This is a genomic window from Actinorhabdospora filicis, assembly GCF_030269765.1.
Taxonomy (GTDB): Bacteria; Actinomycetota; Actinomycetes; order Mycobacteriales; family Micromonosporaceae; genus Actinorhabdospora; species Actinorhabdospora filicis.
The window spans coordinates 31858-58032 of sequence record NZ_BSTX01000007.1 but is presented as its reverse complement, the minus strand read 5'-3'; the positions used below and the strand labels follow the sequence as shown (position 1 = coordinate 58032).

The window sequence follows — 26175 nt, the reverse complement described above, 5'->3', positions numbered from 1 at the left end:
CGAACGAGTTCTCACTCGTTCGCTGGGCCGGCAGCACCGACGGTCCCGTGTTCGCGGGGCGATTCATGTCACCGTCAGTCATTGTCTTCAAATCCCGTGGGTGGGTGCGTACTGGGGCGTGTTACGCGATGGACTTGGCGATGGCCTCGACCTTGCCGCGCACCGACTCGGGGAGCGGGGCGTAGCCGATCTTGGTCAGCTCCGCCTGGCCCGCGGTGGAGGCGGTGTAGGTCAGGAAGGACTTCAGCAGCGCGGCCTTGTCGCCGTTGCCCGCGGAGCAGACGATCTCGTAGGTCGCCAGCACGATCGGGTAGGCGCCCTTCTCGGCCGTCTTGTAGTCCAGCTCAAGCTTGATGTCGGTGTCGGTGCCCTTGTTCGTGGCGTTCGCGAAGGTCTTCGAGGCCGCGTCGGGGGTCAGCTCGACGAACTCACCGGCGCCGTTCTGGACGGCGGCCTTCTTCAGGCCGGAGGTCTCGGCGAAGCCCAGCTCGACGTAGGAGATGGAGTTCACGGTGCTCTTCACCGCGGAGGCGACGCCGTCGGAGCCCTTCTGGCCCACGCCACCGTCGATCGGCCACTTCTTGGCGTTCGGCCAGGTCCAGACCTCGGGGGCGGTCTTGCCGAGGTACTTGGTGAAGTTGTCGGTGGTGCCGGAGTCCTCGGAGCGGTGCACGGCCTGGATCGGGGCCGAGGGCAGCTTCGCGGTGGGGTTGTCGGCCTTGATGGCCGCGTCGTCCCACTTGGCGATCTTGCCGGAGAAGATGCCGGCGATCGTGGCGGGCTTCAGCTGGAGCTTGTCCACGCCCTCGACGTTGAACACGACCGCGATCGGGCCGATCACCATGGGCAGGTGGACCGGGGCGCCGCTCTTGCAGCGCGCCTTGGCGCCGGGGAGCTGGTCGTCCTTGAGCGCCGAGTCCGAACCGGCGAAGTCGGCGGTGGAGGCGTTGAACGCCTCGATGCCGGCGCCGGAGCCGTTGGCGTTGTAGGTGATGGTCGAACCCTTGCACTTCGCCTGGTAGGCGGCGATCCACGCCTCGATGGCGATCTTCTGGGCGGAAGATCCCTGGACGTTCAGCGTGCCCGTGGCGCAGTCGCCAGAGGGGGCCTGGGCGCCGGGCTTGTTGTCGCCACCCTGGTTGTCCGAGCCGCACGCCGCCATGGCGAGGGTCGCGGAGACGACGAGGCCGGCGATCACGCCGTGCCGAAGCAGCTTCACGAGAGTCGTTCCTTTCACAGAACCTCTGGTCCGGACGCCCCGTCGATTGGGCCGCTTTCCGGGGTTGACGTCCATCAACCGATGCGAAAGTTAAGCGCGTCAGGTAGCGACCACACCCTGCCTCGGTGAACAAAGAGTGAACAGGGCTCTGTGCTGCTGATTCGTTATAAACGGAGCGGAGTTATCGCGGGTATGATGCCGGTTTTCACCGATTCCGTTTATTGCCCGTTCGCGCAGGGGATACCTGTAGGTCCGTTTCTCGTGATCTAGACGGTCACCGCGGTCACACGCTTCGGGGCCTCTCGTCACCCCGCCCGGTTAACCTTCGCGCATGCCGAAACCGGTCATCGTGGCCCTTCTGCCGCACGCGTCCCTCGACCACCGCGCCGGGCGGGTCACCTGGCGCGCCGATGGCCGCCGTTTCTTCACCTCCACGGCCGCGCTGCTGGCCGGGGACGCCCCCGCGTTCGAGATCGCGCCGCCCTGGCCGGACCGGCACGTCCACGACGTCGCCCTCTCCCCGGCGGGCGATCGCGTGGCGGTGGCCGGGACGCACGCCCTGCGCGTCACTAGCACCTCCGGCGAGCCCCTGTGGGAGCTCCCGCACGCCTGCTGGGCGCGCTGCGGCGAGCGCCACGCGTCCGCCGACTACGCCGACGACTCCCGGCACCGCTACCCCGACGGCGGTTCGGCGGCCTTCTCTCCCGACGGCGCGCTGCTGTGGGCGCACGTCCGCGCCGACGGGGGCGAGGAGTGGCTGGTCCTGGACGCCGCCACCGGCGACGTCCTCGCCCGGCACGCGCTGGACACCTACGCGCACGGCTCGCACCACCTGTCCCTGCCGGACGGGTCGATGCTGCTGTGCGTGGGCGAGGGCCAGGACGGCGTGCCGGTGTACTTCGGCGCGTACCGGGACGGGCTGGTCGCGCGCGAGGTGTCGGTGGACCGGGTCCCGCTGGACGTGAGCCCGTCCGGGACGCTGGTGATGACCGTCGCGCACTACGAGGAGTCGCTGTCGGTGCACCGGCCCGGCGAGGCGGAGCCGCTGATGGAGTGCCTCGCCGAGGACCACTTCCCGTCCGGCGGGGAGGACCGCGCCCAGTGGCGGTACGTGGGCGGTTTCCTGAGCGAGGACACCGTCATCTCCTCGGGCAACGAGGACGACGTCGAGCTCGGCCCCGACCGGCACCGGCTGGTCGACACCGAGTCCGGCGCGGTCACCGAGGTGGCCTACGACCGCGAGGTCACGGGCCGGCCCGTCCCGCTCGGGGACGGGCTGTGGGCGACGGGGGTGGCGGCGGGGACGGCGGTGTGGCGGCTGGACTAGTCCACGGACTTGTCCACGTAGAGACAGAAGGGATGCCCCGCCGGGTCCAGGATGACCCGCACGTCCTCCTGCGGCTGCGACTCGGCGAGCCGACCGCCGAGTTCGATCGCGTGGGCGACGGCGGCGTCCAGGTCGGCGACCTCGAAGTCCAGGTGCGAGGTGATGCGCTGGCGGCCCTCCTCGGCGGGCCACACCGGCGCGACGTCGCCGCGCTGGACGGCGAGATAGGCGACGCCGTCGGGCGGGGCGAGGATGACGTGCTCGGGGTTCTCCTTGACCAGTCCCCAGCCGAGCAGCCCGGCGTAGAAGCGGCCGACCACGAGGGGCTCGGGCGCTTCCAGGACCACGCCCCAGTAGTCATGGCGCTTCTCGCGGGGGGTGCCGTCGGGGTGGTTCGGGCGTCCTCTCATCGCGACAGGTTACCGCACAGGTGTGCGAAAATCGGAGCATGACCTTGCCTCTCCCCCGCGATCGCGCGCATGTCGCGCCGGGGGCGGTGCACGTCCCCGACTGGCTGTCGCCCGAACGGCAGACCGCGCTGCTGGCGGCCTCGCGGGAGTGGGCGCGCCCGCCCGCCGGGATGCACCAGATCGAGCTGCGCGAGGGACGCAAGATGTCGATCCGCACCGTCTGCCTGGGCTGGCGGTGGGAGCCGTACCGCTTCACGCGCGTCGCCCACGACGGGCACCCGGTGAAACCGATGCCGCAGTGGCTGGCCGAGCTGGGCCGCGAGGCGCTCGCCGACGCCTACGGGCGGCCGGAGCTGGCCGCGTCCTACGCCCCGGACATCGCGGTGGTCAACTACTACGACCGTGAGGCGCGCCTGGGCATGCACCAGGACAAGGAGGAGCGCAGTCTCGCGCCGGTGGTGTCGTTCTCCCTCGGCGACACCTGCACCTTCCGCATCGGCGGCACCGAGCACCGCAACCGGCCGTGGACGGACGTGTCGCTCCAGTCGGGTGACCTCTTCGTGTTCGGCGGGCCGTCCCGGATGGCGTTCCACGCGGTCCCGCGCACGTTCCCCGGGACCTGCCCGCGGCACCTGGACCTCGTCGGCCGCGTGAACATCACCCTGCGGATGTCCGGGCTGTGAAAAAGGCGCCCCCACCGAGGTGGAGGCGCCTTTGGCGAAGTCGTGCGGACTACGCGCCCTGCGAGGTGTCGACCGGGGCCGCGCCGGTGGCCTGCACGCCGCCGTTGCACGTGGCGCCGGGCTCGACGGAGGCCTTCAGGCGGAACAGGTTGATGAACTGCGTGATGCGCTCGTCATCGGCCTTGTCGACCTTCAGCTGGTAGCCCCACGCCTGCAGCGAGATCGGCTTGTCCAGGCCCGGGTAGGGGCTCATGAGGGTGTAGTCCTTGCCCTCGACGCGCTTGGACAGCGAGGCGATCTGGTCGGCGGGCAGGTCCGGGCTGTAGGTGATCCAGACCGCGCCGTGCTCCAGGCTGTGCACGGCGTGCTCGTCGGGAACCTGCTGGGTGTAGACCACGCCATTGCAGGTCTCCCACGCCGGATTGTGGTTGCCGCCGACCGGAGGCGACTGCGGGTACGTCTGGTCGCCCTGGACGTGGTTGCGGCCCAGCTCGGCGCCGGTGCGGAAGTTGGACAGGCCCTCGATGTCGGAGGGCGAGCTCGGGTTCGCGTTGTTCTTCTGCGTGACCGTGATGATGCTCCACGCGATCAAGCCCAGAACCACCGCGCCGACCAGCCCGAACAGCGCGATCATGCCCCAGTTCGGTCCCGGCTTGGCCACGACGACGGGAGTGCGCTTCCGGTTGCCGGGCGCTCCCGCGCGCGACCGGGGCGCGCTGGCCTTCTTGCTCATACTGTCCGCCTCCTAAGTACGAAGGCGAATAGTACTAAGCCGGAAGGACGCTCACCAGACCCGGTTGAGAAGAGTTCACGAATGGTGACCGGCGAGGCGGCCGGGCAGGGGGAAGCCTAGGTGCCGATGGGGTGCGACGGGGTGGGGGCGGTGGATGGGATGGGTGGGGCGGGTGGACTCGGGCGTGACGCGCGGGCTTCTGCGGGCACGGGGACATGGGCGGCCCGACGCCACTCGCGCGGATGGCGGAGCGGCCATCGCGGGCGCGGTGAAGGCACCGCCATTGGGTGAGGCGCATGGGCAGGGCGGGACGGGACGTCTCACGGGTTGCGTCGGGCGAGGTGAGGCGTGTGGCGAGAGTGTGACGGTGGTGAATGCAGCGCGCCGAGCACGGCGACCGCATCACCCCCTGGGGGCGCCCGGACCGGTGGCGCGGGAGTGAGGACAGGCGCGCGGGACGCGCCCGACGCCCACAGCGCGGTCGTGGGCCGCACCGACGACGGCCGAGGAGAACCCGGCGGGTGAGCGCGACGACCGCTTCGCCCCATGGTGGGCGCACGGGTGGACGGCCGTCGCGGGCGAGGTGAGCTCCAGTGGCCGAGGTGGAGGCGTCACTCTGGGCGCGGTGAACGCCTCGCCCGACGACGAGGCGCATGGGCCGGGCGGGAACATGCCCGCAGCGGGTGGGTGGGATCGGCGAGGACGGTCATGCCCCGAACCTCCGCACGAAGCCCTTCCGCCAGGCTTCTCCACCGCACCCGGGTGGCATCCGGCGCACACGTGGAGGGCGACTCCCCCGTCACGGCCGGGGAGACCACATCGGCCGCACCGGCTGCGGGACGAAGGAGGCCCGGCGAGCGGGGGCGACGCTGGCGGTGCGGTTGGTGCTGGTGGCGGGAGCCACGCTGGTGGCGCTGGCGGTATGACTGGCGCTGACGGCACAGGCGGCGTGGCTGCCACAGGGCGGCGTGGCACGCGCGGCGCGGCCGGTGCTGGCGGCGTGAGCCGTGCAGGCGGCACGAGCCGTGTGACCGGTGCTGGCGACACAGACGGCGTGGCTGCCACGGGGCGGCGCGGCCAGTGCTGGCGGCGTGAAGCCGTGCGGGTGGCGAGCCGTGTGACCGGTGCTGACGGCACAGACGGCGTGACTGCCACAGGGCGGCCGGTGCTGGCAGCGTTAGCCGTGTGGGTGGCACGGGCCGTGCGGCCGGTGCGCGCGGTGGTAACCGGAGACGGTCCTGCCCGGCCACGCCACCACACCACGCACGGCACGGCACGGCACGGCACGGCACCACACTGCACCCAAGCCGGGGCCGCGGGGCTGAAATCCGCTTCAGCCGGGCCCGGCCAAGCGGCGGCGGGTGACGCCCACCGACACGGCACGGGAACCGATGGCGAGCCCGCCGTCACCGCCTGTGGACAACCCTGTGGAGAACCCGTCCCACACACGGCGAGACGCCCCCGGCCACCGCCTCAAGTGACAGCGGTCGGCCGGTCAGAACTCCCACCGGCCAGAACCGCTAAGCCCCGGTCCAGGCCTTCACGACTCCGGCCAGGACGCCCTTGGTGTCGAGGTCCTTGATCGCCTTGTTCAGGTCGTCGCGGAGGTCGTTCTCGATGTAGATCGAGGTCGCGAAGGCAACGGGGAGGCCGGGCTCGGCGACGCCCTCGACGAGCCGGTAGCGGCCGGGCTGCTGGGTGGCGAGGTAGCGGAGGGAGGCGTCATCGGCCAGGAGGGCGGGCACGTCACCGGCGTCGAGGGCGGCGAGGGCGGCGACCATGTCGGGCTGCTGGGACTGGGTGACGCCCCATTCGCCGGCGTAGGTGGTGAGGACGCCGGTCCAGGGGCGGGCGCCGGGGGTGGCGACCGCTTTGCCCTTGAGGTCGGTGGGCTGCTTGACGGGCGAGTCCGCGCGGACGAGGAGGGACACGTGGGTGCGCAGATAGGGCACCGTGTAGTCGAGGACGTCGCGGGTCGAGGCGTCGATGATGCGGCCGCCGGCGATGACCTCGCAGCGACTCTCGTCGAAGGGCTTGTCGGTGCCGATCCAGTCGGCGGGGATCACCACGTACTGCGGGCTGAGCCCGAGCTTGCCGCTCACCTGGGCGAGGACGTCGGCGTCCAGGCCGGTGACGGTGTCGCCCGCGCCGGTCTGGGCGTACATGGGGGTGGGGACGGGTACGCAGACCGACAGCTTGCCCTCGCGGGACAGGCCGTACTCGGTCGTGTCGCCGCCGCCGGTGCACGCGGTCAGCGCCGCCACCGCCGTGACGACGAGCGCCACGACCTTCCCGTACCGCCTCATCGGGCCGCCTTCCCGCTCCGGTGCCTGCTATTCAGGGCCGCGCGCCGCCACAGCAGCAGCGCTCCGCCGGAGACCACTATGCCGGTAAGCGCGACGGTGGCCGCCGCCGCCCACGCCCTTCGCGCGGGAGAGGCCGCGTAGAGGTCGATGTCGCTGGCACAGGACGCCAGGGCGCGCCCGGGACCGGGGGCCACGCACACCGTCGCGGTCAGCTCACCGGAGACCACGTCGGCGGTCACGGTGAAGACGCGGCGCTCGCCGGGCGCCAGCGGCACCCGCCAGGTGACCTCGCCGCCGTCGACGCCCGCAGCCCCGGCGGCCGAGTGCAGCCGGGCACCGGACGGCAGGACGTGCGCCACGCGCGCGTCGGCGTAGGCGGTGCCGCCGTCATTGGCCACGGTGACGGTGTAGGTCACGCGCTGGCCTTCGGTGACGGACACGGCGCCGTCGTCGAGGGCGACCACGAGACGGGCGACGCCCACGTCGGTGAAGGAGGCCGGGTCCACCGGGGCCGGGCCCGAAGGCGCGGGGAACGGCGGATCGGCGGAGGCTGGAGAAGAAGAGAAGAGAGTGAAGGCGGCGACGGCCGCCAGGACGATCTTTCGCATAGATCCCCCCGAATGGTGCATTCGGGTTAACGATCCGGCCGCTCCCGGGTTACGTGAGCGCCGCCGGGGCGGCCGCGGACGGTCACGGGACGCGGCTCCGGCCGCGCCGGGTCACCCGGCCACCATCGGGGCGGCCGTAGACAGCACGCCCTGGGTCCACATGAGCGCCGCCGGGACGGCCGTGGACGGGTCGCGGGACGCGGCTCCGGCCGCCCCGGGTCCACATGAGCGCCGCCGGGGCGGCCATGACAGGTCGCCCGGCGGTCACGTCGGCTCCGAGGCCAGGTGATCGGCGGTGAACCGCTTCATCGCCTTCCCGGGCCGGATGGCCAGCAGCGGGAAGATCAGCACCGACAGCATCGCCGCCCCCACCAGCGAGGACTCCGTCGCCGCACTGATCCGCCCGGTGTCGGCGCCGATCCCGGCGACCACCACGACCAGCGGCAGCTGCGTCGAGGCCAGCAGCGACAGCGACAGGCGCTCGGCCCGGCCGAAGTCGCGCCGCAGCACGAACCACGTCACCACGCCGCGGACGACGAGGAACAGCAGCAGGAACAGCGGCAGCGCCAGCAGCGCCGACGGGCTGTCCAGGAGGGCCTTGAGGTTGTAGCCGACGCCGGTGGTGACGAAGAAGAACGGCACGAGGAACCCGAAGCCCACCGCGTCCAGCTTCGAGGCGACCCGCTCGGCCTCCTCGCGCTCGATGGTGGAGATCAGCAGCCTGATCACCACGCCCGCCACGAACCCGCCGAGGACGATGTCCAGGCCCAGCTCGTAGGCGATCCAGATCATCATGACCACCATGAGCATCGACAGCCGGACGGCGAACTGGACGCTGGTGCCCAGGGTCGCCGTCAGCAGCCGCCCGACGCGCTCCGAGCGCGGCCGCATCGCCAGGAACGCCGCCGCCACGGCCAGCAGGACGAACGCCGCCCGCACCCACGGTGGATGGTCGCCGCCGCCGGTCGGCCCGAAGAAGACCACGATCGCCGCCATGGGCGCGAACTCCCCGATGGCGCCGACGGCCATGATGTGCGCGCCGACCTTCGTGGGCAGCAGTCCGGCGTCGCGCACCATCGGCAGGATCGTGCCCAGCGCGGTGGTGGTGACCGCGATGCCGATGACGACCCCGGCGCGCCAGCCGCCGCCGACGAGCGTGCCGAGCCCGAGTCCGGCGGCGATGCCGATGATCCAGCCGGCGCTGGCCAGGGTCAGCGGGCGTCCCTTGATGCGCCCGAACTCGATCTCGTAGCCGGCCAGGAAGAACAGCATCGCCAGGCCGAGGTCGTGGAAGTAGCCGGTGACCACGTTCTCGTGGACGAGCAGGAACACCGGTCCCAGCAGGATGCCCAGCACGATCTCCAGGACCGTCGAGGGCACCGGGATCCACCGGTTCAGCCGGTCGGACAGCAGTGGCGCCAGCACGGCGGCGGCGAAGATGAGGGTCAGCCCGAACCAGGCCGAATCGGTGGAAATGCCGTCCATATCCGGTGAGGTTAGGTCCCCGGACGCCCGGCTCGTCGCTTATGCACTTATGGCGATGTCCGCATGTTCGGATTCCGCGTTTCTCGACACTTGCCAACGCACCCGGCCATAAGCCCTGACAGTGGACAATGACCGGGGAGCGAACGGGAGGAACGACCATGGGCGCCGGACACGACCATGGGGCCAAGAGCCTCGGGGACGCGCACAGAACACGGCTGCTGGCCGCCTTCGTGATCACCACGGGATTCATGGTCCTGGAGGTGGCCGGTGGCGTGCTGACCGGTTCGCTGGCGCTCATCTCGGACGCCGCGCACATGTTCACCGACGCCCTCGGCATCGGCATGGCCCTCGCGGCGATCTTCGCCATCCGCCGCGCCGACGGCGCCCGGCACCGCACCTTCGGCCTCTACCGCCTGGAGGTCCTGGCCGCCCTGGCCAACGCCGCGCTGCTGTTCGGCGTGGCGATCTGGGTGCTCGTGGAGGCCGTCCGCCGCTTCGGCGACCCGCCGGAGGTGCTGACCGGCCCGCTGATGATCGTCGCCGTCGCCGGGCTCATCGCCAACATCGCCTCGTTCCTGCTGCTGCGGGACGGCGCGAAGGAGTCGATCAACGTGCGCGGCGCCTACCTGGAGGTCCTGGGCGACATGCTCGGCTCCATCGGCGTCATCGGCGCCGCGCTCATCATCCAGCTCACCGGCTGGTGGTACGCCGACCCGATCATGGCCGTGGCCATCGGCGTGTTCATCCTCCCCCGCACCTGGCGCCTGGGCCGCGACGCGCTGCGCATCCTGCTCCAGTCGGCCCCCGCCGGGATGGACGTGGAGGCCGTGCGCGGCAGCCTGCACGGCGTGCCCGGCGTCGAGGACGTCCACGACCTGCACGTGTGGACCCTCACCTCCGGCATGGACGTGGCCTCCGTCCACCTCTCCATCAACGCCGGCGCCGACCTCGGCGACGTGCTGAACGAGGCCCGCCAGGCCCTCCACGACGGCTACGGCATCCACCACGCCACCCTCCAGGTCGAGCCCGCGGGCAGCGCCCGCGACTGCGAGACCCTGTCTTGGTAGGAGGAGCGCTCTCCTGGTAGCGCGCACGAAGAAGGGCCCCGGCGATCGCCGGGGCCCTTTCTCACACTCGGGTCACACGCGCTGCGCGACCTCGGCCTGCCGTGCCGCGACCGCCTCGCGCAGGTGCTGCTCGGCCTCGCTGTCCAACGAGGTCTGGATGATCGAGCCGCCGTACTGCCCCAGCCGGTCCAGGACCTTGTCCTCGGTCGCCGACTGCACCAGGATCACCAGGGCCGCGCCGCCCGGCTGGAGCTCGTTGCCCAGGTTCTTCATGAAACCGTCGTCGATGCCCGTGTCGGTCATAGCGCCGCCGGCCGCGCCCGCCGCGGCTCCCACGGCCATGCCCAGCAGCGGCGCGAAGAACAGCAGCCCGATCAAACCGCCCCACAGGGCGCCGCCGGTGGCGCCGATGGCGGTGTTCGACGAGGTCTGCCGCAGCTTCACCGAGCCGTCGCCGCGCCGCTCCACGACGACGGCGTCCTCCAGCTTGATGAGCTCTTCCTTCTGCATCTCGACCAGCTTGCCGAGGACGGTCTGGGCGGTCTGCGGGTCCGGGTAGGCCACCGCAACGAGATAACTCATACTCGCTCCCTTCGGGATCGCTGACTGCGACCATCCTGCCCCATTTGCACCGACTCATCCGCATGGATGGCGATTACCGGGGCGTGGACCACGTCACGCGGCCGGGACCACGGCCGGGCGGCGGCATTTCGCGCAATTTCTCCGCGCGAGTACCGATTGCGGCAGCATGAAGGGCATGACCCGACTCGCGCGCGGACTCGTCCTGGCCGCAATGACCGTGCTGGCGCTCACCGGCTGCGGCAGCGGCGACGGCGCCGTGCTCGCCGAGCCCGGCGCGATCGAGGGACCCTAGGACTCCCGGATCGGGATGCGCCCGCCGAGCAGCTGCTCGTTGTCGGCGGCCTTGCGGACCCGGTCGGACAGCGCGCCGGGCGTCAGCACCGCCGAGGAGTCCGGCACCGCGTAGGCGGGCACCAGCCTCCCCTTGCGCGCCACGACCTTCGCCAGCCAGTCGGCCGGGAGCGGGACCGAGCCCTCCCACAGCACGCCGCCCGGACGCCGCACGGCCACCAGGTCGTCCCCGCCGTCGGCCCCCTTGGCCACGACCAGGCCCCACGCGAACAGATCGAGGATCCCGCCACTGGCCGGATCGCTCATGATGCGCCACCCCCACAGGCGCAGAAACTCCCACGCCGACAGCACCCGCTCGTCCCCCGGCCACACCTGGATCACCTCGGGATCCAGCCGCAGCAGCAGGGCCGGGCGAATGTCATCGGCACGGTCGAGGGCGTAAACCGGCTCAGGCGCACCGACCAGCATCAACCGTCCCTCCCGTCACGGGCCCGTGTATCCCACGCCACAGACCCGCATCCATGGTGCACCGTCACGGGGCGTGGCGTACACCCGGGCTCACCGAGGAGGGTTCTTCGCGTCACACCATCGAGGGATCACCCTCCGCAACGATCGACGTAACCGCAGGTCAGACCCACTTTTCGCGCGAGCGTTAATCCACCTTTCGGCCGGATTCCACGGGTCACCGAGCGTGGATCACGCGCTGTAAGCGAGCTCACGACCACGCAGTGGCACCTTCCAGGGGGTGGGCGCGTGATGATGGTGGCGCGGCGTCGAGGCCGTCCCCAAATACCCCCGTTCTTCCACAGTGAAGACCCCATGCCCGAAAGGACCGCAGTGAGCCTCTCGCCGCCCGCCGCCGTATCCCCGCGCGCCGTTTTCCACGGCTGGCGGATGGCCGGATACGCCGCCGTGCTCCTCGCGCTCACCTCGCCCGGACAGACCGTCGGCGTCTCCGTGTTCATCGACCCCGTCATCGAAGACCTCGGCGTCAGCCGCTCGGCGGTGTCGGTCGCCTTCCTCATCGGCACCCTCGCCGGCGCCGCGGCCATGCCCGTCATCGGGCGCCTCGTCGACCGCTACGGCTCCCGCCGCGCCATCACCGTCATCGCCGCCGGGCTCGGCGCGGTCCTGATCGGGATGGCCTTCATCACCGGGATCGCCGGCCTGACCGCCGGGTTCATCGGCATCCGCATGCTCGGGCAGGGCGCCCTCGGCCTGGCCGCGACCACCATCGCCGCGCACTGGTTCGAGCGCCGCCGGGGCATCGCCACCGGCGTGGTCTCCGCCTTCGGGCTCGCCGGGATCTGCCTCCTGCCGATCGCGATGGAGAAGGTCATCGCCGCCTCCTCGTGGCAGACGGCGTGGCTCGTCCAGGGCGTCGGCGTGTGGCTGATCGCCCTCCCGATCGCGGTGTTCGGTGTCCGCAACCGGCCCGCCGACCTCGGCCAGCACGTGGACGGCGAGCCGCCCACCGCCGGGACCCTGCGCGACCAGGCCGGGATGACCCGCGCCGAGGCCCTGCGCACCCCCTACTTCTGGGTGCTGGCCGCCGCCGTCGGCGTCACCGGCCTGCTCACCTCCGCGGTCGCCTTCCACCAGGTCGCCCTCTTCGAGGCGCACGGCATGTCGGTCGCCGACGCGGCCGGGAACTTCCTGCCGCAGACGGTCGCCGGGACGCTCATGGCGCTGGCCGCCGGGGCGGTCCTGGACAAGGCCAGCCCGCGCCTGCTCATCGCGGTCACCGTCGGCTTCCTGGCCGCCGGGCTCGCCTGGGCGGTGGTGATCACGCCGGGCCTGTCGGCGATCGGCTTCGGCCTGGTCCTCGGCTCGGCCGGGTACCTGATCTCCCCCGTCGGCGACGGGCTCGCCCCGCGCCTGTTCGGGGTGCGCCACATCGGCGCCATCCGCGGCACGATCGCCGCGATCGGCGTGGGCGCCAGCGCGTTCGGGCCGCTGCTGTTCACCGTCCTGCACGACGTGGCCGGGACGTACACCCTGCCGCTGCTGCTGTCGGCGACGCTGCCGCTCGCCGTCGGCGTGGCCGCCTGCGCGGTCCGGCTGCCCGGGCCGCAGCGGACGCCCGAGGCGCAGTTCGTCGGCACGCACGGGCTGGGCACGACCTGCTGCGTGGACGGCGATGGCGAGGAGGCCGTCCTGCGCCTGCGCCCGGTGTCGCGGACGCGCCCGGTCAGCGCCCGCATCGGCGTGCGCCCGTGGGCGTCGCGCATGGCGCACGCGGCCGGACGGCGTCACGAGGCCTACGCCAATGGGGAGTCAACCCGGCGAAACGGCGAATAACCGCCCCTTTCGACGGACAGTTTGTGCGACTGCACACCGTACCGTCCCGAATACCGTTCCGCCCCGGCGACTCCGCCGGGGTGGTTCCACATCCGGGCACACTGGACGGTTAATACCGCGCCTGAACTGGGCACTGACCCAAGGACGCGCCCGTCGCCGAAGCCCACGTCAGGTCCACAGTGGACGTCGGCTGATCGGTTCGTCAGTTTGTCAACGATCGGAACTGACCATTTCCCGACAACACGAACCGGTGATTGTCCGTCGAATCTCCGAACAAGGCGGCATAGCCTGACCACGAGTCGACCAACCGTCGGCATCGCGGACCGCGCTACCGCCCCGGACCGACCGGGGCCCGGACCACGAACTGAATAGAGGCCATGATCGATTCAGCGAGATCGTGGAAACGTCGCACACGGTGTCCGTCATGCACACCGGCATTCGCGGTATAAGCGTGTGCGATCCGATCGGAGATGGCATCCGGTCGTCCTCTCGCCGACGGACACGGATATCCGAGAGAACGTACGTGCCGCATGCGCACGCGGCACGCGCCCCAAAGCCCAGAGGTTCTAGAAAGGTGGGAGCAATGCTGACCAGGGAATGGCACAAGAGCTCTTACTCCGGTCATGAAGGCGCCTGCGTGGAGGCGCGACTGCTCGACGCCTCCGTGGAGGTCCGCGACACGAAGGACCGCGGCGGCCCGACGCTGACCGTCGGCCTCGCCGAGTGGCACCGCCTCCTCACGGACGTGGCCGCCGAGTAACGGCGGCACCGCACGGAACGGCCCGGTCGCCTGGGAGCGGCCGGGCCGTTTCACGTCTTCGCGCGGGTCAGGAGTTCTTGACCTCGCGCAGCAGTTCGCGCAGGAACTCCAGGGTGTCCACCGGGCTCAGGGCCGCCGCGCGGAGGCTGTCGAAGATCTGCCAGTACGGGCGGACCTGCTCCTCGCTCTCCTCGTACACGTCCCCGGTCTTGCCCTCGACGTAGACCACGTCGGGGTCGGCTCCGGCGAACCGCAGGATCGTGAATGTGCCGAGCATGCCCGGGTAGGCGCCGCCGTCGAAGGGCAGGACCTGGAGGGTCACGCCGGAGTACCCGGCGATCTCGATGAGGTGCGCCAGCTGCTCCTCCATGATGTCCTTGCCGCCGATCATGCGGCGCAGCGCGGCCTCGTCGATGACCGCCCACAGCTGCAGCGGACGGGGCTCGCCGCCGGTCGGCTCGTCATCGGAGGGCGGGCGCATCTCGGCGCCGCCGGAGATCAGCTTGAGCCGCTCCTGGCGCTCCATCCGCAGCTCGATGCGCTGCGCGATGAGCTTGGGGTCGCCGGCCGGGGCGAACTTGAAGGTGGCCTCGGCGTAGCGGCGGGTCTGGAGCAGCCCGTTGATGATGATCGCGTCGTAGATGTGCAGGTAGGTCGCCTCGGTCTCCAGGCCCACGTAGGTCTGGTAGGGCGGCGAGATCGTCTCCGAGTAACGCGCCCACCAACCGCGCTGGCGTCCCTCGCGGGCCAGCCCCTCCAGCTCGGAGATCTGGTCGCCGGCGATGCCGTAGCGGTCCAGCAGCGTCTTGACGTCCCGCGGCTTGATGCCGACCTTGCCGCGCTCGATGCGGTAGATCGTCGACGAGTGCACGTCCAGCGCGGACGCGGCCTCGTCGGCGGTCACTCCGGCCTTCTCCCGCAGATCCCGCAGTCTCGCCCCGAGACTGCGGCGGCGGACGGTCGGATTGGCGCCGCGCGACTTCGAACTGGTCACCACCTCATCGCCTCCTGGCGAAGTCCCGTCGTCGTCCGGGAGCCCCACCGGATCCCGATCCTTCGATACTCCTGCCATCTCACACCTCCGGGGGTCAGCTGTAGGCGTGACCCGCCCGCTCCCGTCGCGAAAAAAATCTTGTCCCCGAATTGCTGATACGTGTTGCAGAGACAATCTGCATCTGCAATTCTCCACTCTAGAGCAAAAAACGGTGGGAACCCCAACCGCGGGTCGCAAGATGGCCGCGGTGATCACGAGAGGGTGGGGAACGTGAGGAGCCCGTTCGACTTGAACAATCCGCCTCCCGAGGAGGGCCCGGTGGGGGTCATCTGCCCGGGACTGTGGACCGTTCAGGTCCGTTGGTGGAAGCGGCACACGCCGCGCCAGGGTGAGAAGACCTGTTCTGAGTGCGGTCAGTCGTGGCCGTGTCACTCGTGGTTGTGCTGGGACGGTCAGATCGGTGACGCCATCGAGGCGTCGGAACGTTTCAAGCGCGACAACCCCCAGACGCCGAAGACCCCCGTGCGCGGAGCGGCGGTAGCCCGTCGCGCGCCGCGGAGAACCTTGTCGGCCGCCTGAACCGGCGCCGGATCCGGTCGTCTCGCGACTCCCCCAGACGGCGGCCGGTTCCGGCGCCCGGGCGTCACTTCGACGCCCCCACGACCAGCCACATGAACAGCACCCCGAGCACCGTCATCAGCAGCGTCAGCCGCGACGGGTGCTTCGCGTGGGCCTCCGGCAGGATGTCGCACGCGGCCAGGTACAGCAGGAACCCGGCGAAGTAGCCCAGGTACAGCCCGACCGCCACCGGCGGCAGCGAGACCAGGTTCGCCAGCAGCACGCCGACGACCGGCGCGCAGGCGTCCAGCACCAGCAGCGTCAGCGCCTTCTTCCGGGCGTTGCCGTAGACGGTCGTGATGGTGAACGTGTTGAACCCGTCGGCGAAGTCGTGCGCGATCACCGCGATGGCGACGGTGATCCCGACGGTGGCGCTGGCCTGGAAGCCCAGGCCGATCCCGAGGCCGTCGAGGAGGCTGTGGAAGACCAGCCCGCCACCGGCGAGCAGGCCGACCCGCGACAGGTCGTGCGAGTGCTCGTGCCGCCCGAACTCGTCCTCGTGGCCCCGGTGGATCACCAGCGAACGCTCGATGATGTGGATGGTCAGGAACCCCGCCACCGCCGTGAGCATCGCCCCCGGCACCCCGAAGACCTCACCCGGGGCCAGCTCCAGCGCCTCCGGCATCAGGTCGAAGGCGACCACGCCGAGCATGACGCCCGCCGCGAGCCCGAGGATGAGATGCCGGGCGTCCCTGGCCTTGAGCGCGACGAGCCCGCCGATGAGCGTGGAGCAGAAGGCCGCGACGGCCAGCACGATCGCCATCGCGACAGCATGGACGATGGGGTGCGCACCGCGCTGGAGAAACGCGCGTGACGCTCAGTAGAGCAGGTCGCTCCAGACGGGGATCGTCGTGTGCGGCGGCCATGGCTCATCATCGTCCGGCTTGCCGAACTCCCGCCGGATGTAGCCGTCCAGATTCGTTCCGTAGCAGATGATGTCGGTGTCCCACATGGACAGCACGGGATGCGCCGGGTAGTCGGCGCCCGCGGGCAGATAGCGGTGGCTGAAGACGGGCACCATCTGCGGCGCGCCCGCCAGGAAGGCCCGGGCGGCGGCGATCCCGGAGCGGCGGTCGTCGGGGAACGGCCCGAACCGCAGGTCCCAGCCGCCGTCCTCGACCCGCTCCATGATCGAGCGCACCGGACGGTCGAGCCGCCGCCGGAGGTCCTCGGGATCGCCGTCCCGCCAGTCCGGCCAAGGCCGTGGGGCGACGATCACCCCGGGCTCCGCCTGGATCTCGCCGAGCGGCAGCCCCTCTGCGAGGAACGCCCGATGCTCGGGCGCGAAGCTGAAGCCGAACTCGGCCTCGACGCGTGCGAACTCCGCTTCGGTGAGCCCCGGCGTCATCTCGCACAGCCCGGTCGCCGCCAGGTGCCGCGCGGCCCTCCGTCCCATCTCCACGAGATCGCTCATGCCCCGAACCTCCGCACGAAGCCCTTCTGCCACGGCGTCTCCACCGCGCCCGGGTGATATCCGGCGCGCACGAACGCCACCGCCTCCCCGGCCGGGACGCCGTCCAGCACCGCCAGGCACGCCAGCGCGAGCCCCGTCCGCCCCCGCCCGCCGCCGCAGGCGACTTCCACGCGCGATTCGCCGGAACGCTGAAGCGCCTCGGTGAGGGCCGCGCGGGTCTCGTCAGGGTCGGGGGTCCAGAAGTCGCGGCAGCGCAGCCAGCGGGTTTCCCACGCCATCGGCGGTGGTGTGCGGCCGAGGAGGTAGACGCCGTGGTCCGGCGCCTCCCGAGGTGGGCCGTGGCGGCTGTTCGAACGGTGGAGACCCCGGCCGCGAACCAGGCGGCCCGAGGGCAGCCGGAGCAGGCCGGGGGTGGCGTCGTCCCAGGTCGTCATGCGTCCCGATGCTATCGGCTCACGCCCGCAGGATCAGCTCGATGACGGGCACCTCCACCTCCGGCGCGGACGAGGGCACGGCCACGGTGAGGGTGCCCTCGGGCAGTCCCCGCAGGTGGTTCAGGAAGGGGTCGTCGCCGTCGGGTTCGACGAGGGCGACCTCGGAGTGGTCGTGCAGGAAGCGCGCGTAGGCGACCTTCCCGGCGAGGCCGGGCAGGTGCAGGTGCTTCATCGGCCACGACAGGACGTGCAGGTACAGCCGGTCGCCGCGCTGGGTGTAGCGGCAGTCGGGCGGCGGGACGAAGGCGCTGGGCCCGGCGCCGCGGATCGCCGGTTCGTGCAGGGCCGTCCACGCGCCGATGGCGGCGAGGGTCTCGCGGGCGCGCGGATCGAACCGCCCGCGTCCGGTCGGGCCGACATTGAGCAGCATGTTGCCGCCCTTGGACACGGTGTCGACGAGCATCCGCACGAGCAGGGACGGCGGCTTCCAGTCGAGGTTGTCGCGGTCGTAGCCCCAGGACCCGTTCAGGGTCTGGCAGGCCTCCCAGGGGACGGCCGCCGAGGTCTGCTCGTTCTCGTGGCCGGGCGGCTGGACCTGCTCGGGCGTGGTGAAGTCGCCGGTCTCGGGCCCGGGTCCCACGCCCAGTTCGAGGCGGTTGTTGACCAGGATGTGCGGCTGGAGCTCGCGGACGAGGGCGAGCAGCTCCGCCGAGCGCCACTCCGGGGCGCCCTTGGCGTTGAGGCCGCGCCCGGAGTAGGAGAAGTCGAACCACATGAGGTCGATGCGCCCGTAGTTGGTGAGCAGCTCGCGGACCTGGCCGTGCAGGTAGTCGGCGTACTTGTCCACGTCCCGCCCGGCGGTGGCGGCGATGTACTCCCCGTCGTCGCGTCGCGGGTGGTAGAGGTCGACGGGGAACTCGGGGTGGTGCCAGTCGAGGAGGGAGTAGTAGAAGCCGACCTTGAAGCCGCGCGCCCGGAAGGCCTCCACCATCGGGCGCAGCAGGTCGCGTCCGGCTGGGGTGTGCGGGGCGGAGTAGTCGGTGAGCTCGCTGTCGAAGAGGCAGAACCCGTCGTGGTGCTTGGTGGTGATGACGAAGTACCGCATCCCGGCCTGCCAGGCGTCCTCAGCCCATTGGACCGGGTCGTACAGGTCGGGGTCGAAGTGCTCGGCGTACTTCGCGTACTGCCCGTCGGTGAGGCGCTCGCGCGCCATGACCCACTCGTGGCGGGCCGCGGCGGCGTAGACGCCCCAGTGGACGAAGAGGCCGAAGCGGTCGTGGGTGAACCAGGCCGCGCGTTCGGCGAGCGGAGCGATGTCGGTCATGACGTCCTTCCTATCCGGCGGCCATGGCCGACTCGTATTCGCCGCGGATCTTGTCGCCGCCGTTCTTGCGCCAGGTGTCCAGGGCGCCGTCGAGCTCGGCGAGTTCGGCGCGCCCGGCGATGATGGAGGTGACGAGGTCGGTGACGGGCTTGGCGAGCTTGGTGCCCTCCTTGTCGGAGGTCTCCGAGCGGTAGCCGGTGGTGGGGTTGGCGACGGCCATCGGCAGCATCTTCGCCAGGGCCTGGTGGGCGTAGTCGGCGTAGGCCTTGCCGCCGGATGCGTTGTAGACCACCGGCGGGTTGGCCGCGAACTTGTCCCAGGGCACGGTCATCTCCTGCGTGCCGCGCTCGTTGGGGACGGGGTTGCCGGTGGCGTCGCGGGTGAAGTGGACGCCTTCGACGCCGTACTTGAGCAGCTGGTACTCCTCGGAGCCGAAGGGCGCGGCGAGGAAGTCGGCGACGCGCAGGACCTCCTTGACCTTGTCCGGCTCGGCCTTCTTGACGAAGGTGTAGGCGAGGATGACGTTGTCCTGGTAGGTGACGCCGTCGCCGCCGTCGTGCCCGAAGGGGACGTAGGGTCGCGGGTCGTTGTCGGGGTGCTGGGCGCGCAGCCCGGTCCAGAAACCGGGGAAGGCCGGGAAGCCGTCGTAGACCATGGCGGCCTGCCCGGCGGTGAAGGCGTTGCCGCGCTGGACGGTGGTGAAGCCCTCGGAGCCGGGGTAGAAGACGCCGGCCTGGTAGAGCTTGCGGGCGAAGGCGACGGCCTCCTTGAACTCCGGGGTCTCGCGCGCGGAGGTGAGCTTGCCGCCGTCCACCCGCCAGCCGTAGGGGACGCGGAAGATCTGGGTGAACAGGGTGAGGCTGTACATGGACCCGTTCGAGGTGGCCAGGGCGTAGCGGTCCTTGCCGGGGTCGGTGAGCTTCTTGCAGATCTCCAGGAACTCCTCGGCGGAGTTGGCGATGCGCGTGTGGTCCTCGATGCCGAGTTCTTTGAAGAAGCGCATGTTCACGAAGCCGCTGCCGCCGGTGATGTTGCGGCACACCGGGAGCGCGTACAGCTTGCCGCCGACGACGCAGTTCTGCCAGGCGACGGTGGGGATGGCCGCGAGGTTCTTGTACTCGGCGATCTTGTTCCCGGCCAGGTGCTCGCCGAGGTCGGCGCAGGTGGCCTGGGCGAACTGGGGGACGTTGTTGAGGCCCGAGGAGTACAGGATCATGTCGGGCAGTTCGCCACCGGCGATGGTGGTGTTGAACTTGGTCTCGTAGTCGGCGGCCGAGACCACGGAGATGTCGAGTTTGCCGCCCAGGCGCTTCTCGACCTCCTGCCAGGCGGCGTTCTCGTCGCGTCCGGGCGGGAAGGACAGGAACGTCATGGTCATGCCGGTGACCGTCCCGCCGGACAGCGGCGTCCCGGACACGCTGCGGACCAGCTGCTTCGGGTAGGCGTAGTAGCCGGGCGGGACGTCCCCGGCGGCGGGCAGGTCGGGGGTGGGCCCGGCGAAGGGGATGCGGTCGGGGAGGGCGACGCCGGCGTTGGACGAGCCGCCGCCGGAGTCGGCGCCGGTCCCGCAGGCCGACAGGAGGGTGGCGGTGGCGGCCGCGCCGAGTCCGGCGCGCAGGACGTCGCGTCTGGTGGGTGCCATGGGAGGTCTTCTCCTAAAGGGGGTGGGGAGGTCAGCCTTTGATGGCGCCGGTGAGGACGCCCTTGGTGAAGAACCGCTGGAGGAAGGGGTAGACCAGCAGGATCGGGACGAGCGCGATCACCACGACGGCCATCTGGATCGCCTGCTGCGGGGGCGGCGTCTCGCCGAGGAACGCCTCGCCCTTGGCCAGCGGCTGTCCCATGAGGACGAGCTGGCGCAGGATCAGCGGGAGCGTGTACATGTCCCGGTCGTCGAGGTAGAGCATCGCGTTGAAGAAGGAGTTCCAGTAGCCGACGGCGTAGAACAGCGAGACCACCGCGATCGGCGCCTTCGACAGCGGCAGGACGATCTTGAACAGCACCCGCAGGTCCCCGGCTCCGTCCACGGTGGCCGAGTCGATCAGCTCGCGCGGGATGCTCGTGAAGAACGAGCGCAGGACGATGAAGTTGAACGCGCTGATCAGCCCGGGCAGCACCAGCGCGGCGAAGGTGCCCATCAGCCCGAGTTCCTTGACCAGCAGGAAGTTCGGGATCGTCCCGGCGTTGAAGAGCATGGACAGCAGGGCGACCATGAGGATGAAGCGCCCGCCGGTCAGCCCGCGCCGGGACAGGCCGTAGGCCATCATCACCGTGGCCACCAGGCTCGCGGCGGTGCCGACCACGGCCACGCCGAGGCTGTTGACCAGGGCGTGGGTGACCTGGCCGCCGGCGAAGATGACCCGGTAGGCGTCCAATGTGGGCTCGGTCGGCCACAGCACGAGCCCGCCGTTGGCGATGATCTCCTTGTCGGTGGACAGGCTGGTGGCGACCACCGCGACGAACGGATAGGCCACCGCGATGACGATGACGGTCAGCACGATTCCCTTGAGGGTGAGGCCGTGCCAGGTGGGCCGCTCCATCCACACCGGCCGCTTACTTGTCCGCGCCACGGTAGATCCCTTCATGGCCGAAGTAGTGGGCGATCTTGTTGGCGCCCAGCAGGAGCGCCGTCCCGACGACGGCCTTGACGATGCCGATGGCGGCCGAGGGGCCCCACTCGCCGTTCTGGATGCCGTTGAAGAAGATGTAGGTGTCCAGCACCTCACCGGACTCGGCGCCGACGTTGTCGCGTTGCAGCAGGATCTGCTCGAAACCGACCGACAGGATGCTGCCGAGGTTGAGGATGAACAGCAGGATGATGATCGGCGTGATGCCGGGCAGCGTGACGTGCCACAGCCGCCGCCACCGGCCCGCGCCGTCCACCGCCGCCGCCTCGTAGAGCTGCTGGTCGATGGCCAGCAGCGCGGCCAGGAAGATGATGGTGCCCCAGCCCATGTCCTTCCAGACCAGCTGGATCGTCAGCAGCCACGGGAAGGCGCCGGGGTCGGTCATCATGTCGTAGCGCGGCAGGCCGACGGCCTCCAGCACGTTCGGCAGCAGCCCGGCCGCGCCGAGCAGCTGCTGGAAGATCGACACGATCAGCACCCAGCCCACGAAGTGCGGCAGGTAGACCACACTTTGGACGAAGCGGCGGATCTTGTCGCTGATCACCGAGTTCAGCAGCAGCGCCAGCGCGATCGGGGCGGGGAAGAACAGGATCAGCTGCGCCAGCGCGATCAGCAGCGTGTTGCCCAGCGCCGACCAGAACTGCGGATCGGCGAAGGCGTCGGTGAAGTTCTCCAGGCCGACCCACACCGAGTCGAAGAAGCCCAGGTAGGGCTGGTAGTCCTGGAACGCGATCACGTTCCCCAGCAGCGGGACGTAGTGGAAGACCAGGAAGTAGAGCAGCCCCGGCAGCGCGAGCAGCAGCATCACCCGATCCCGCTTGAGGCGCTGGCCGAGGGTGAGTTTGCGGCGGACGGGCTTTCGCGGGGTGGGGGTCCCGGCGCGCTTCGGGGTCTCGGTGGTGGCGCTCATGCGGCGGCGCCCGGGTCCACGACCCTGCCGCACGGCACGGCACGCGAGGCACGCGAAACGCGCGGGTACCCCGTTGGTGGGGGCCCGAAGCCCGCCCCGCTGGGACGGACCGTAGCGGGTGCCCACGCACGGGTGTCAAACGAAGGACCGGAAACCCTGTGGACAACCCACCGGTTGTGGACAACCCGGGGCGCCCGGCGCCCCGGACGGGCGGGTGAGAGCCGCTCGCCCGACGGCGGACGCGGTGGGCTCACCCCGGCCGCCTCCGTCTCCTGCCCGATCTGCCGCACGGCCGTCCTCCTCCATCGCCGGTCACCCCGGCACGCGCTTTCACGACGGTGCCGTGCCACGCAGTTTGGTAAGCGCTTACCCCTCACGTCAAGAGCCGGACCGAAACATTTTCCTTCGATGACATGCGATCCCCGCCGTTGACCATGAACCGCGAGACATCTACGGTGGCAACCGATAGCAAGCGCTTACTGAATTCGGAGTGCCGATGTCGCGTCCACGCGCCCTGCTCGCCATGGCTCCCGGCCTGCCCGGGCAGCTCTTCGACGAGCGGCAGCGAGCCCGCCTGGCGAGCCTGGCCGATCTGGTGCGGCCGGACGCGGTGGGCGAGATCCCGGACGGCGCCGCCGACGTCGAGCTGCTCGTCACCGGCTGGAACGCGCCGCGCCTGGACGCCGCCGCCCTCGACCGGCTGCCGAACCTGCGCCTGGTCGCCCACGCCGCCGGGACCGTCAAGACCTTCGTCACCGGCGAGGTCTTCGCCCGGGGCGTCCGCGTCACCTCCGTCGCCGACGCCAACGCGATCCCGGTCGCCGAGTACACCTTCGCCGCGATCCTGTTCGGCGCCAAGCGCGCGCTGCCGCTGGCCCACTGGTACCGGGAGCACCGCCGGTCCCGGGACGTCGGCGGCGTGGCCTGGCTGGGCACGCACGGCATCACCATCGGCGTCATCGGCGCCTCCCGCACCGGCCGCCGGGTCATCGGGCTGCTGCGGAACCTCGACGCCGAGATCCAGGTCCACGACCCGTACCTGGACGAGGCGGGCGCGCGCGAGCTGGGCGTCCGCCGGGTCGGCCTGGACGAGCTGCTGTCCACCAGCCACGTCGTCTCGGTCAACGCCCCCGCCACCCCCGAGACCCGGCACCTGCTGGACGCCCGCCGCCTGGCGCTGCTGCCGGACGGCTGCGTCCTGGTCAACACCGCGCGCGGCTCGCTCATCGACCACGAGGCCCTGCTGCCGCACCTGGTCTCCGGGCGCATCGACGCCGTCCTGGACGTCGCCTCACCCGAGCCGCCGCCACCCGACTCCCCGCTCTACGACCTGCCGAACGTGCTGCTCACCCCGCACATCGCCGGTGCCCTCGGCAACGAGGTGGGACGCCTGGGGCGGGCGGTGCTGGACGAGATCGAAGCGCACTACGGCGGCCGCCCGATGCCCGGCGAGGTCCGGCCCGGCGAACTGGGCCGCCTAGCATGAGTCGTCCCCGCCCGTTAGGAGCCAGCCGATGCAGCCGCGCCGCGCCACCATCGCCGACGTCGCCGCCCGCGCCAACGTCTCGTCCGCGACGGTCTCCCGCGCCCTGGCCGGGAACTACCCCGTCGCCAAGGACACCCGCGAGCGCATCGAGGCCGCCGTGTCCGCCCTGGGCTACGTGGTCAACGCCCAGGCCCGCGCCCTGGCGGGGCAGGCCACCCGCACGGTCGGGATCATCATCCAGGAGATCGTCGACCCCTTCTACGCCTTCGTGGCCCGCGGCGTGGAACAGGAGGCCGCCGTCACCGGCCGCCTCTGCCTGGTGTGCTGCACCCACGGCGACCCCCGCCAGGAACTGGCCTTCATCGACCTGCTGCACGAGCAGCGCGCCGACGCCGTCATCCTGGTCGGCGGCGCCATCAGCGACAAACGGCACGCCGGTGAGATCATGGCGCGCGGTGCCAGCCTCCGCCAGCACGGCGGCCTGCTGATCCACTGCGGACGCGCCACCCCGAGCGCCGACATCGCCGCCGTGGAGTACGACAACGAGGGCGGCGCCTTCGCCGCCACCGACCACCTCATCACCAACGGGCACACCCGCATCCTCTACCTGGGCGGCCCCCGCCGCATGTCCACCAGCGCCGACCGCCTCGCCGGCTACAAACGCGCCCTGTCCAGCCGCAACCTCCCCTTCGACCCGGACCTGGTGCGCCTCGGCGCCTTCGGGCAGCCCTTCGGCCACACCGGAATGCTGGAAGCACTCGACGCCGGCCTCGACTTCACCGCCGTCTTCGCCGCCAACGACTCCACCGCCATCGGCGCCTACGCGGCCCTCTCATCACGCGGCCTCCGCGTCCCCGAAGACATATCGATGGTCGGCTACGACGACATCCCCGCCGCCCGCCTCCTCAAACCGGAACTGACCACCGTGCACGTCCCACTGGAGGAGATGGGCCGCCAGGCGGTACGGCTGGCGGCCGCGCACGCCGACGGATACGGCGGCGGCGACATCCGCCTCGGCACCCACCTCGTCCTGCGCGACTCGGTGTCGGCACCCCGCCGCAAGAAGCGCTGACGAGACGCGCCAACGGGACACGGCGGTGCTCTTACCGCCGTCACCCACCCGCCCCGGACCCCCGCACAACCCCCACCACCACCCCTCGCGCGACAATGACCGGGACCAGCCCACCGGCGAAGGGACACCCGTGACCAGCATCGTCCTCCCGATCGGCCGCTCCCTCGGCCCGACCTACTCCGCCGAAGGCGAGCTGGAGTACACCGAGGTCTTCCTCGGCGCCGAGACGATCGAACTCGACGACGTCGCCCTCACCGCCTGGACCCTGGCCCGCAGCGACGCCGACGCCCACAACGAACACCGCTTCACCCGCGAACACCTCCGCGACCTGCTCGTAGAAGCAGAAGCCGACGGCGACCCCACCGCCACCATCGAAGAACTGTTCAAGCGAGGCGCCCTCGCCGAAGTCGACCTCGAACTCGACGACCTCCGCCCCCTCCTCGCCCGCCACAAGCTCATCCCCACCGCCAACGCCTTCGGCAACACCCCCGAAACCCCCGCCTGGTACGGCATCGGCAAAGGCACCGACGAAGTCGACATCAACCTCGGCGCCACCACCCACTACCTCTGGGCAACCGGCCACCGCCACACCTCCATGTGGGACGCCGTCGCCGACTTCGTAGCGGGCACTGACCTGGACGCGGACGAGATCGCGGCGGAACTCGCGTCTGCGCTGCCGATCGTGCTGGCGGCGGACTGCGGATACCTGGAGACGGTGTAGCGAACGCGAGCGCGAGACGCACGGCAGAGCCGGGTGGGATGCGCGACTGAAGGCGCGGCGGGGTGGCTTGGGGAGAACTGAGCCGGGTGGGTGACTGGCGGGCAACGGGGTCAAAACCCGGGCACGAACAAAAGCTCGTTGTAGTAGAGCCCCAACGAGACGGTCAGTAAGCCGCAGAACAGACGGCAACCCAAGACAAGCCCGCGCGAAAAGCAGCGACCCGGGATAGGAGAGGTGGATCCTCCGTCGGTCGGCCAGACGTGGTTTCAGAACGAGGGTTCTCGGGGTGTCAAGCCGCGTTCTTTGGCTTGACACCCCGGGGTTCCTCGTTCAGCGTCGTACCAGCCGGCCAGAGGAGGAGACGCCTCCCGAGAGAGGCCCAGGTCCAGGACAGCGTCCTGGTCGGGGACGAGGGCTGAAAGCCCAGGCCAGACGGCGACCGTGTCATAGCGCCGATGCAGGGAATCGAAAGCGGCCGATCCGTGGGGGGAGACGGCGACGGTGTCATAGCCGCAACGCCGTGGATGCATAGCGGGCGGACGATCCGCGGGGCGATAGACAAGAAGCACCGAGGGCCGAGCAGGCGTCGGAAACACACGACCCCCGGCCTGAAGACGACCACGAAGACCGGATGAAACGGCCTCGGGTGACGGGCGACGGCCGCACCGGGAGGATGCCGGGCGGGCCGTGGTAGCCAAACTCGCCGGGCTGGGGCTGGGGCTGGGGCTGGGGCTGGGGCTGGGGCTGGGGCTGGGGCTGGGGCTGGGACTGAGGCTGGGACTGAGGCTGGGACTGAGGCCGGA

The 26175-nt window shown here is 70.8% G+C and carries 24 protein-coding genes; 8 read left to right on the top strand and 16 right to left on the bottom strand.

The window, feature by feature from the left end:
- Window positions 1-121: 121 nt before the first annotated feature.
- The gene (pstS, locus tag QSK10_RS32115; protein ID WP_285667275.1) at window positions 122-1219 is read right to left on the bottom strand and encodes a phosphate ABC transporter substrate-binding protein PstS; all 1098 of its coding nucleotides are present in this window, start codon (window positions 1217-1219) and stop codon (window positions 122-124) included.
- A 331-nt stretch (window positions 1220-1550) separates the two neighbouring features.
- On the opposite strand from pstS, the gene QSK10_RS32110 reads away from it, so the two are divergent.
- Window positions 1551-2546 carry a hypothetical protein gene (locus QSK10_RS32110; protein WP_285667274.1) on the top strand — a complete coding sequence of 332 codons (996 nt, stop codon included), beginning with the start codon at window positions 1551-1553 and terminating at the stop codon, window positions 2544-2546.
- On the opposite strand, the gene QSK10_RS32105 is transcribed toward QSK10_RS32110, so the two are convergent.
- A complete protein-coding gene (locus tag QSK10_RS32105; RefSeq protein WP_285667273.1) occupies window positions 2543-2956 on the bottom strand; it encodes a VOC family protein in 414 nt (137 codons plus the stop codon). The two genes, QSK10_RS32110 and QSK10_RS32105, sit on opposite strands and share 4 nt — an antisense overlap.
- Window positions 2957-2994: 38 nt before the next feature.
- Between QSK10_RS32105 and QSK10_RS32100 the strand changes: the two genes are divergently transcribed.
- Window positions 2995-3639, top strand: a complete 645-nt coding sequence (locus tag QSK10_RS32100) for an alpha-ketoglutarate-dependent dioxygenase AlkB family protein (protein ID WP_285667272.1) — start codon at window positions 2995-2997, stop codon at window positions 3637-3639.
- Window positions 3640-3688: 49 nt separating this feature from the next.
- Here the strand turns inward: QSK10_RS32100 and QSK10_RS32095 are convergent, their stop codons facing one another.
- The 4 genes from QSK10_RS32095 to QSK10_RS32080 form a co-directional block, all read right to left on the bottom strand.
- Window positions 3689-4372 (bottom strand): thioredoxin-like domain-containing protein, encoded by a 684-nt coding sequence (locus tag QSK10_RS32095; protein WP_285667271.1) that lies wholly within the window; start codon window positions 4370-4372, stop codon window positions 3689-3691.
- A 1520-nt stretch (window positions 4373-5892) separates the two neighbouring features.
- Window positions 5893-6678 carry a substrate-binding periplasmic protein gene (locus QSK10_RS32090; RefSeq protein ID WP_285667270.1) on the bottom strand — a complete coding sequence of 262 codons (786 nt, stop codon included), beginning with the start codon at window positions 6676-6678 and terminating at the stop codon, window positions 5893-5895.
- Complete coding sequence (locus QSK10_RS32085) at window positions 6675-7286, bottom strand: hypothetical protein (protein WP_285667269.1); 612 nt, start codon at window positions 7284-7286, stop codon at window positions 6675-6677. Before QSK10_RS32085 ends, QSK10_RS32090 begins: the two co-directional genes overlap by 4 nt.
- A 264-nt stretch (window positions 7287-7550) precedes the next feature.
- Entirely contained in the window at window positions 7551-8771 is a 1221-nt protein-coding gene (locus QSK10_RS32080) for a cation:proton antiporter (RefSeq protein ID WP_285667268.1), read from the bottom strand.
- Window positions 8772-8929: 158 nt separating this feature from the next.
- On the opposite strand from QSK10_RS32080, the gene QSK10_RS32075 reads away from it, so the two are divergent.
- Window positions 8930-9838 carry a cation diffusion facilitator family transporter gene (locus QSK10_RS32075; protein ID WP_285667267.1) on the top strand — a complete coding sequence of 303 codons (909 nt, stop codon included), beginning with the start codon at window positions 8930-8932 and terminating at the stop codon, window positions 9836-9838.
- A 72-nt stretch (window positions 9839-9910) separates the two neighbouring features.
- Here the strand turns inward: QSK10_RS32075 and QSK10_RS32070 are convergent, their stop codons facing one another.
- Both QSK10_RS32070 and QSK10_RS32065 read right to left on the bottom strand, forming a co-directional pair.
- Window positions 9911-10420: a DUF1269 domain-containing protein gene (locus QSK10_RS32070; protein ID WP_285667266.1), complete on the bottom strand. Its 510-nt coding sequence runs from the start codon at window positions 10418-10420 to the stop codon at window positions 9911-9913.
- Window positions 10421-10708: 288 nt separating this feature from the next.
- Window positions 10709-11179, bottom strand: coding sequence for a hypothetical protein (locus QSK10_RS32065; protein WP_285667265.1), 471 nt, complete (start codon window positions 11177-11179; stop codon window positions 10709-10711).
- 351 nt (window positions 11180-11530) lie between these two features.
- Between QSK10_RS32065 and QSK10_RS32060 the strand changes: the two genes are divergently transcribed.
- A complete protein-coding gene (locus QSK10_RS32060; protein ID WP_285667264.1) occupies window positions 11531-13012 on the top strand; it encodes an MFS transporter in 1482 nt (493 codons plus the stop codon).
- Between the two features lie 583 nt (window positions 13013-13595).
- Entirely contained in the window at window positions 13596-13772 is a 177-nt protein-coding gene (locus QSK10_RS32055) for a DUF397 domain-containing protein (RefSeq protein WP_285667263.1), read from the top strand.
- Between the two features lie 67 nt (window positions 13773-13839).
- On the opposite strand, the gene QSK10_RS32050 is transcribed toward QSK10_RS32055, so the two are convergent.
- From QSK10_RS32050 to QSK10_RS32015, 8 genes are all read right to left on the bottom strand, one after another.
- A complete protein-coding gene (locus QSK10_RS32050; RefSeq protein ID WP_285667262.1) occupies window positions 13840-14766 on the bottom strand; it encodes a helix-turn-helix domain-containing protein in 927 nt (308 codons plus the stop codon).
- A gap of 643 nt (window positions 14767-15409) precedes the next feature.
- Window positions 15410-16147 carry a ZIP family metal transporter gene (locus tag QSK10_RS32045; protein ID WP_285667261.1) on the bottom strand — a complete coding sequence of 246 codons (738 nt, stop codon included), beginning with the start codon at window positions 16145-16147 and terminating at the stop codon, window positions 15410-15412.
- 54 nt (window positions 16148-16201) lie between these two features.
- Window positions 16202-16798, bottom strand: a complete 597-nt coding sequence (locus tag QSK10_RS32040) for a hypothetical protein (protein ID WP_285667260.1) — start codon at window positions 16796-16798, stop codon at window positions 16202-16204.
- The gene (locus QSK10_RS32035) at window positions 16795-17232 is read right to left on the bottom strand and encodes a protein-tyrosine phosphatase family protein (protein WP_285667259.1); all 438 of its coding nucleotides are present in this window, start codon (window positions 17230-17232) and stop codon (window positions 16795-16797) included. The genes QSK10_RS32040 and QSK10_RS32035 overlap by 4 nt, the downstream gene beginning before the upstream one ends.
- A 19-nt stretch (window positions 17233-17251) precedes the next feature.
- Window positions 17252-18556, bottom strand: coding sequence for an alpha-L-fucosidase (locus tag QSK10_RS32030; RefSeq protein WP_285667258.1), 1305 nt, complete (start codon window positions 18554-18556; stop codon window positions 17252-17254).
- A 10-nt stretch (window positions 18557-18566) separates the two neighbouring features.
- Entirely contained in the window at window positions 18567-20198 is a 1632-nt protein-coding gene (locus QSK10_RS32025; RefSeq protein WP_285667257.1) for an extracellular solute-binding protein, read from the bottom strand.
- A 31-nt stretch (window positions 20199-20229) separates the two neighbouring features.
- Window positions 20230-21126 (bottom strand): carbohydrate ABC transporter permease, encoded by an 897-nt coding sequence (locus tag QSK10_RS32020; protein WP_285667255.1) that lies wholly within the window; start codon window positions 21124-21126, stop codon window positions 20230-20232.
- Window positions 21110-22093 carry an ABC transporter permease gene (locus QSK10_RS32015; protein WP_285667254.1) on the bottom strand — a complete coding sequence of 328 codons (984 nt, stop codon included), beginning with the start codon at window positions 22091-22093 and terminating at the stop codon, window positions 21110-21112. The genes QSK10_RS32020 and QSK10_RS32015 overlap by 17 nt, the downstream gene beginning before the upstream one ends.
- A gap of 496 nt (window positions 22094-22589) precedes the next feature.
- Here QSK10_RS32015 and QSK10_RS32010 point away from each other — a divergent pair, with 496 nt between their 5' ends.
- The 3 genes from QSK10_RS32010 (at window position 22590) to QSK10_RS32000 (ending at window position 25372) form a co-directional block, all read left to right on the top strand.
- Window positions 22590-23579, top strand: coding sequence for a hydroxyacid dehydrogenase (locus QSK10_RS32010; protein ID WP_285667253.1), 990 nt, complete (start codon window positions 22590-22592; stop codon window positions 23577-23579).
- Between the two features lie 28 nt (window positions 23580-23607).
- Window positions 23608-24651 carry a LacI family DNA-binding transcriptional regulator gene (locus QSK10_RS32005; RefSeq protein WP_285667252.1) on the top strand — a complete coding sequence of 348 codons (1044 nt, stop codon included), beginning with the start codon at window positions 23608-23610 and terminating at the stop codon, window positions 24649-24651.
- 130 nt (window positions 24652-24781) lie between these two features.
- A complete protein-coding gene (locus tag QSK10_RS32000) occupies window positions 24782-25372 on the top strand; it encodes a hypothetical protein (RefSeq protein WP_285667250.1) in 591 nt (196 codons plus the stop codon).
- The last annotated feature ends 803 nt before the right edge of the window (window positions 25373-26175 follow it).

Coding starts and splice junctions, on each gene's coding strand:
- QSK10_RS32005 (WP_285667252.1), top strand. CDS start 23,608: ATGCAGCCGCGCCGCGCCACCATCGCCGACGTCGCCGCCCGCGCCAAC.
- QSK10_RS32045 (WP_285667261.1), bottom strand. CDS start 16,147: ATGGCGATCGTGCTGGCCGTCGCGGCCTTCTGCTCCACGCTCATCGGC.
- QSK10_RS32040 (WP_285667260.1), bottom strand. CDS start 16,798: ATGAGCGATCTCGTGGAGATGGGACGGAGGGCCGCGCGGCACCTGGCG.
- QSK10_RS32055 (WP_285667263.1), top strand. CDS start 13,596: ATGCTGACCAGGGAATGGCACAAGAGCTCTTACTCCGGTCATGAAGGC.
- QSK10_RS32070 (WP_285667266.1), bottom strand. CDS start 10,420: ATGAGTTATCTCGTTGCGGTGGCCTACCCGGACCCGCAGACCGCCCAG.
- QSK10_RS32075 (WP_285667267.1), top strand. CDS start 8,930: ATGGGCGCCGGACACGACCATGGGGCCAAGAGCCTCGGGGACGCGCAC.
- QSK10_RS32015 (WP_285667254.1), bottom strand. CDS start 22,093: ATGAGCGCCACCACCGAGACCCCGAAGCGCGCCGGGACCCCCACCCCG.
- QSK10_RS32035 (WP_285667259.1), bottom strand. CDS start 17,232: ATGACGACCTGGGACGACGCCACCCCCGGCCTGCTCCGGCTGCCCTCG.
- QSK10_RS32085 (WP_285667269.1), bottom strand. CDS start 7,286: ATGCGAAAGATCGTCCTGGCGGCCGTCGCCGCCTTCACTCTCTTCTCT.
- QSK10_RS32090 (WP_285667270.1), bottom strand. CDS start 6,678: ATGAGGCGGTACGGGAAGGTCGTGGCGCTCGTCGTCACGGCGGTGGCG.
- QSK10_RS32030 (WP_285667258.1), bottom strand. CDS start 18,556: ATGACCGACATCGCTCCGCTCGCCGAACGCGCGGCCTGGTTCACCCAC.
- QSK10_RS32065 (WP_285667265.1), bottom strand. CDS start 11,179: ATGCTGGTCGGTGCGCCTGAGCCGGTTTACGCCCTCGACCGTGCCGAT.
- QSK10_RS32080 (WP_285667268.1), bottom strand. CDS start 8,771: ATGGACGGCATTTCCACCGATTCGGCCTGGTTCGGGCTGACCCTCATC.
- QSK10_RS32100 (WP_285667272.1), top strand. CDS start 2,995: ATGACCTTGCCTCTCCCCCGCGATCGCGCGCATGTCGCGCCGGGGGCG.
- QSK10_RS32095 (WP_285667271.1), bottom strand. CDS start 4,372: ATGAGCAAGAAGGCCAGCGCGCCCCGGTCGCGCGCGGGAGCGCCCGGC.
- QSK10_RS32105 (WP_285667273.1), bottom strand. CDS start 2,956: ATGAGAGGACGCCCGAACCACCCCGACGGCACCCCCCGCGAGAAGCGC.
- QSK10_RS32110 (WP_285667274.1), top strand. CDS start 1,551: ATGCCGAAACCGGTCATCGTGGCCCTTCTGCCGCACGCGTCCCTCGAC.
- QSK10_RS32060 (WP_285667264.1), top strand. CDS start 11,531: ATGCCCGAAAGGACCGCAGTGAGCCTCTCGCCGCCCGCCGCCGTATCC.
- QSK10_RS32010 (WP_285667253.1), top strand. CDS start 22,590: ATGTCGCGTCCACGCGCCCTGCTCGCCATGGCTCCCGGCCTGCCCGGG.
- QSK10_RS32025 (WP_285667257.1), bottom strand. CDS start 20,198: ATGGCACCCACCAGACGCGACGTCCTGCGCGCCGGACTCGGCGCGGCC.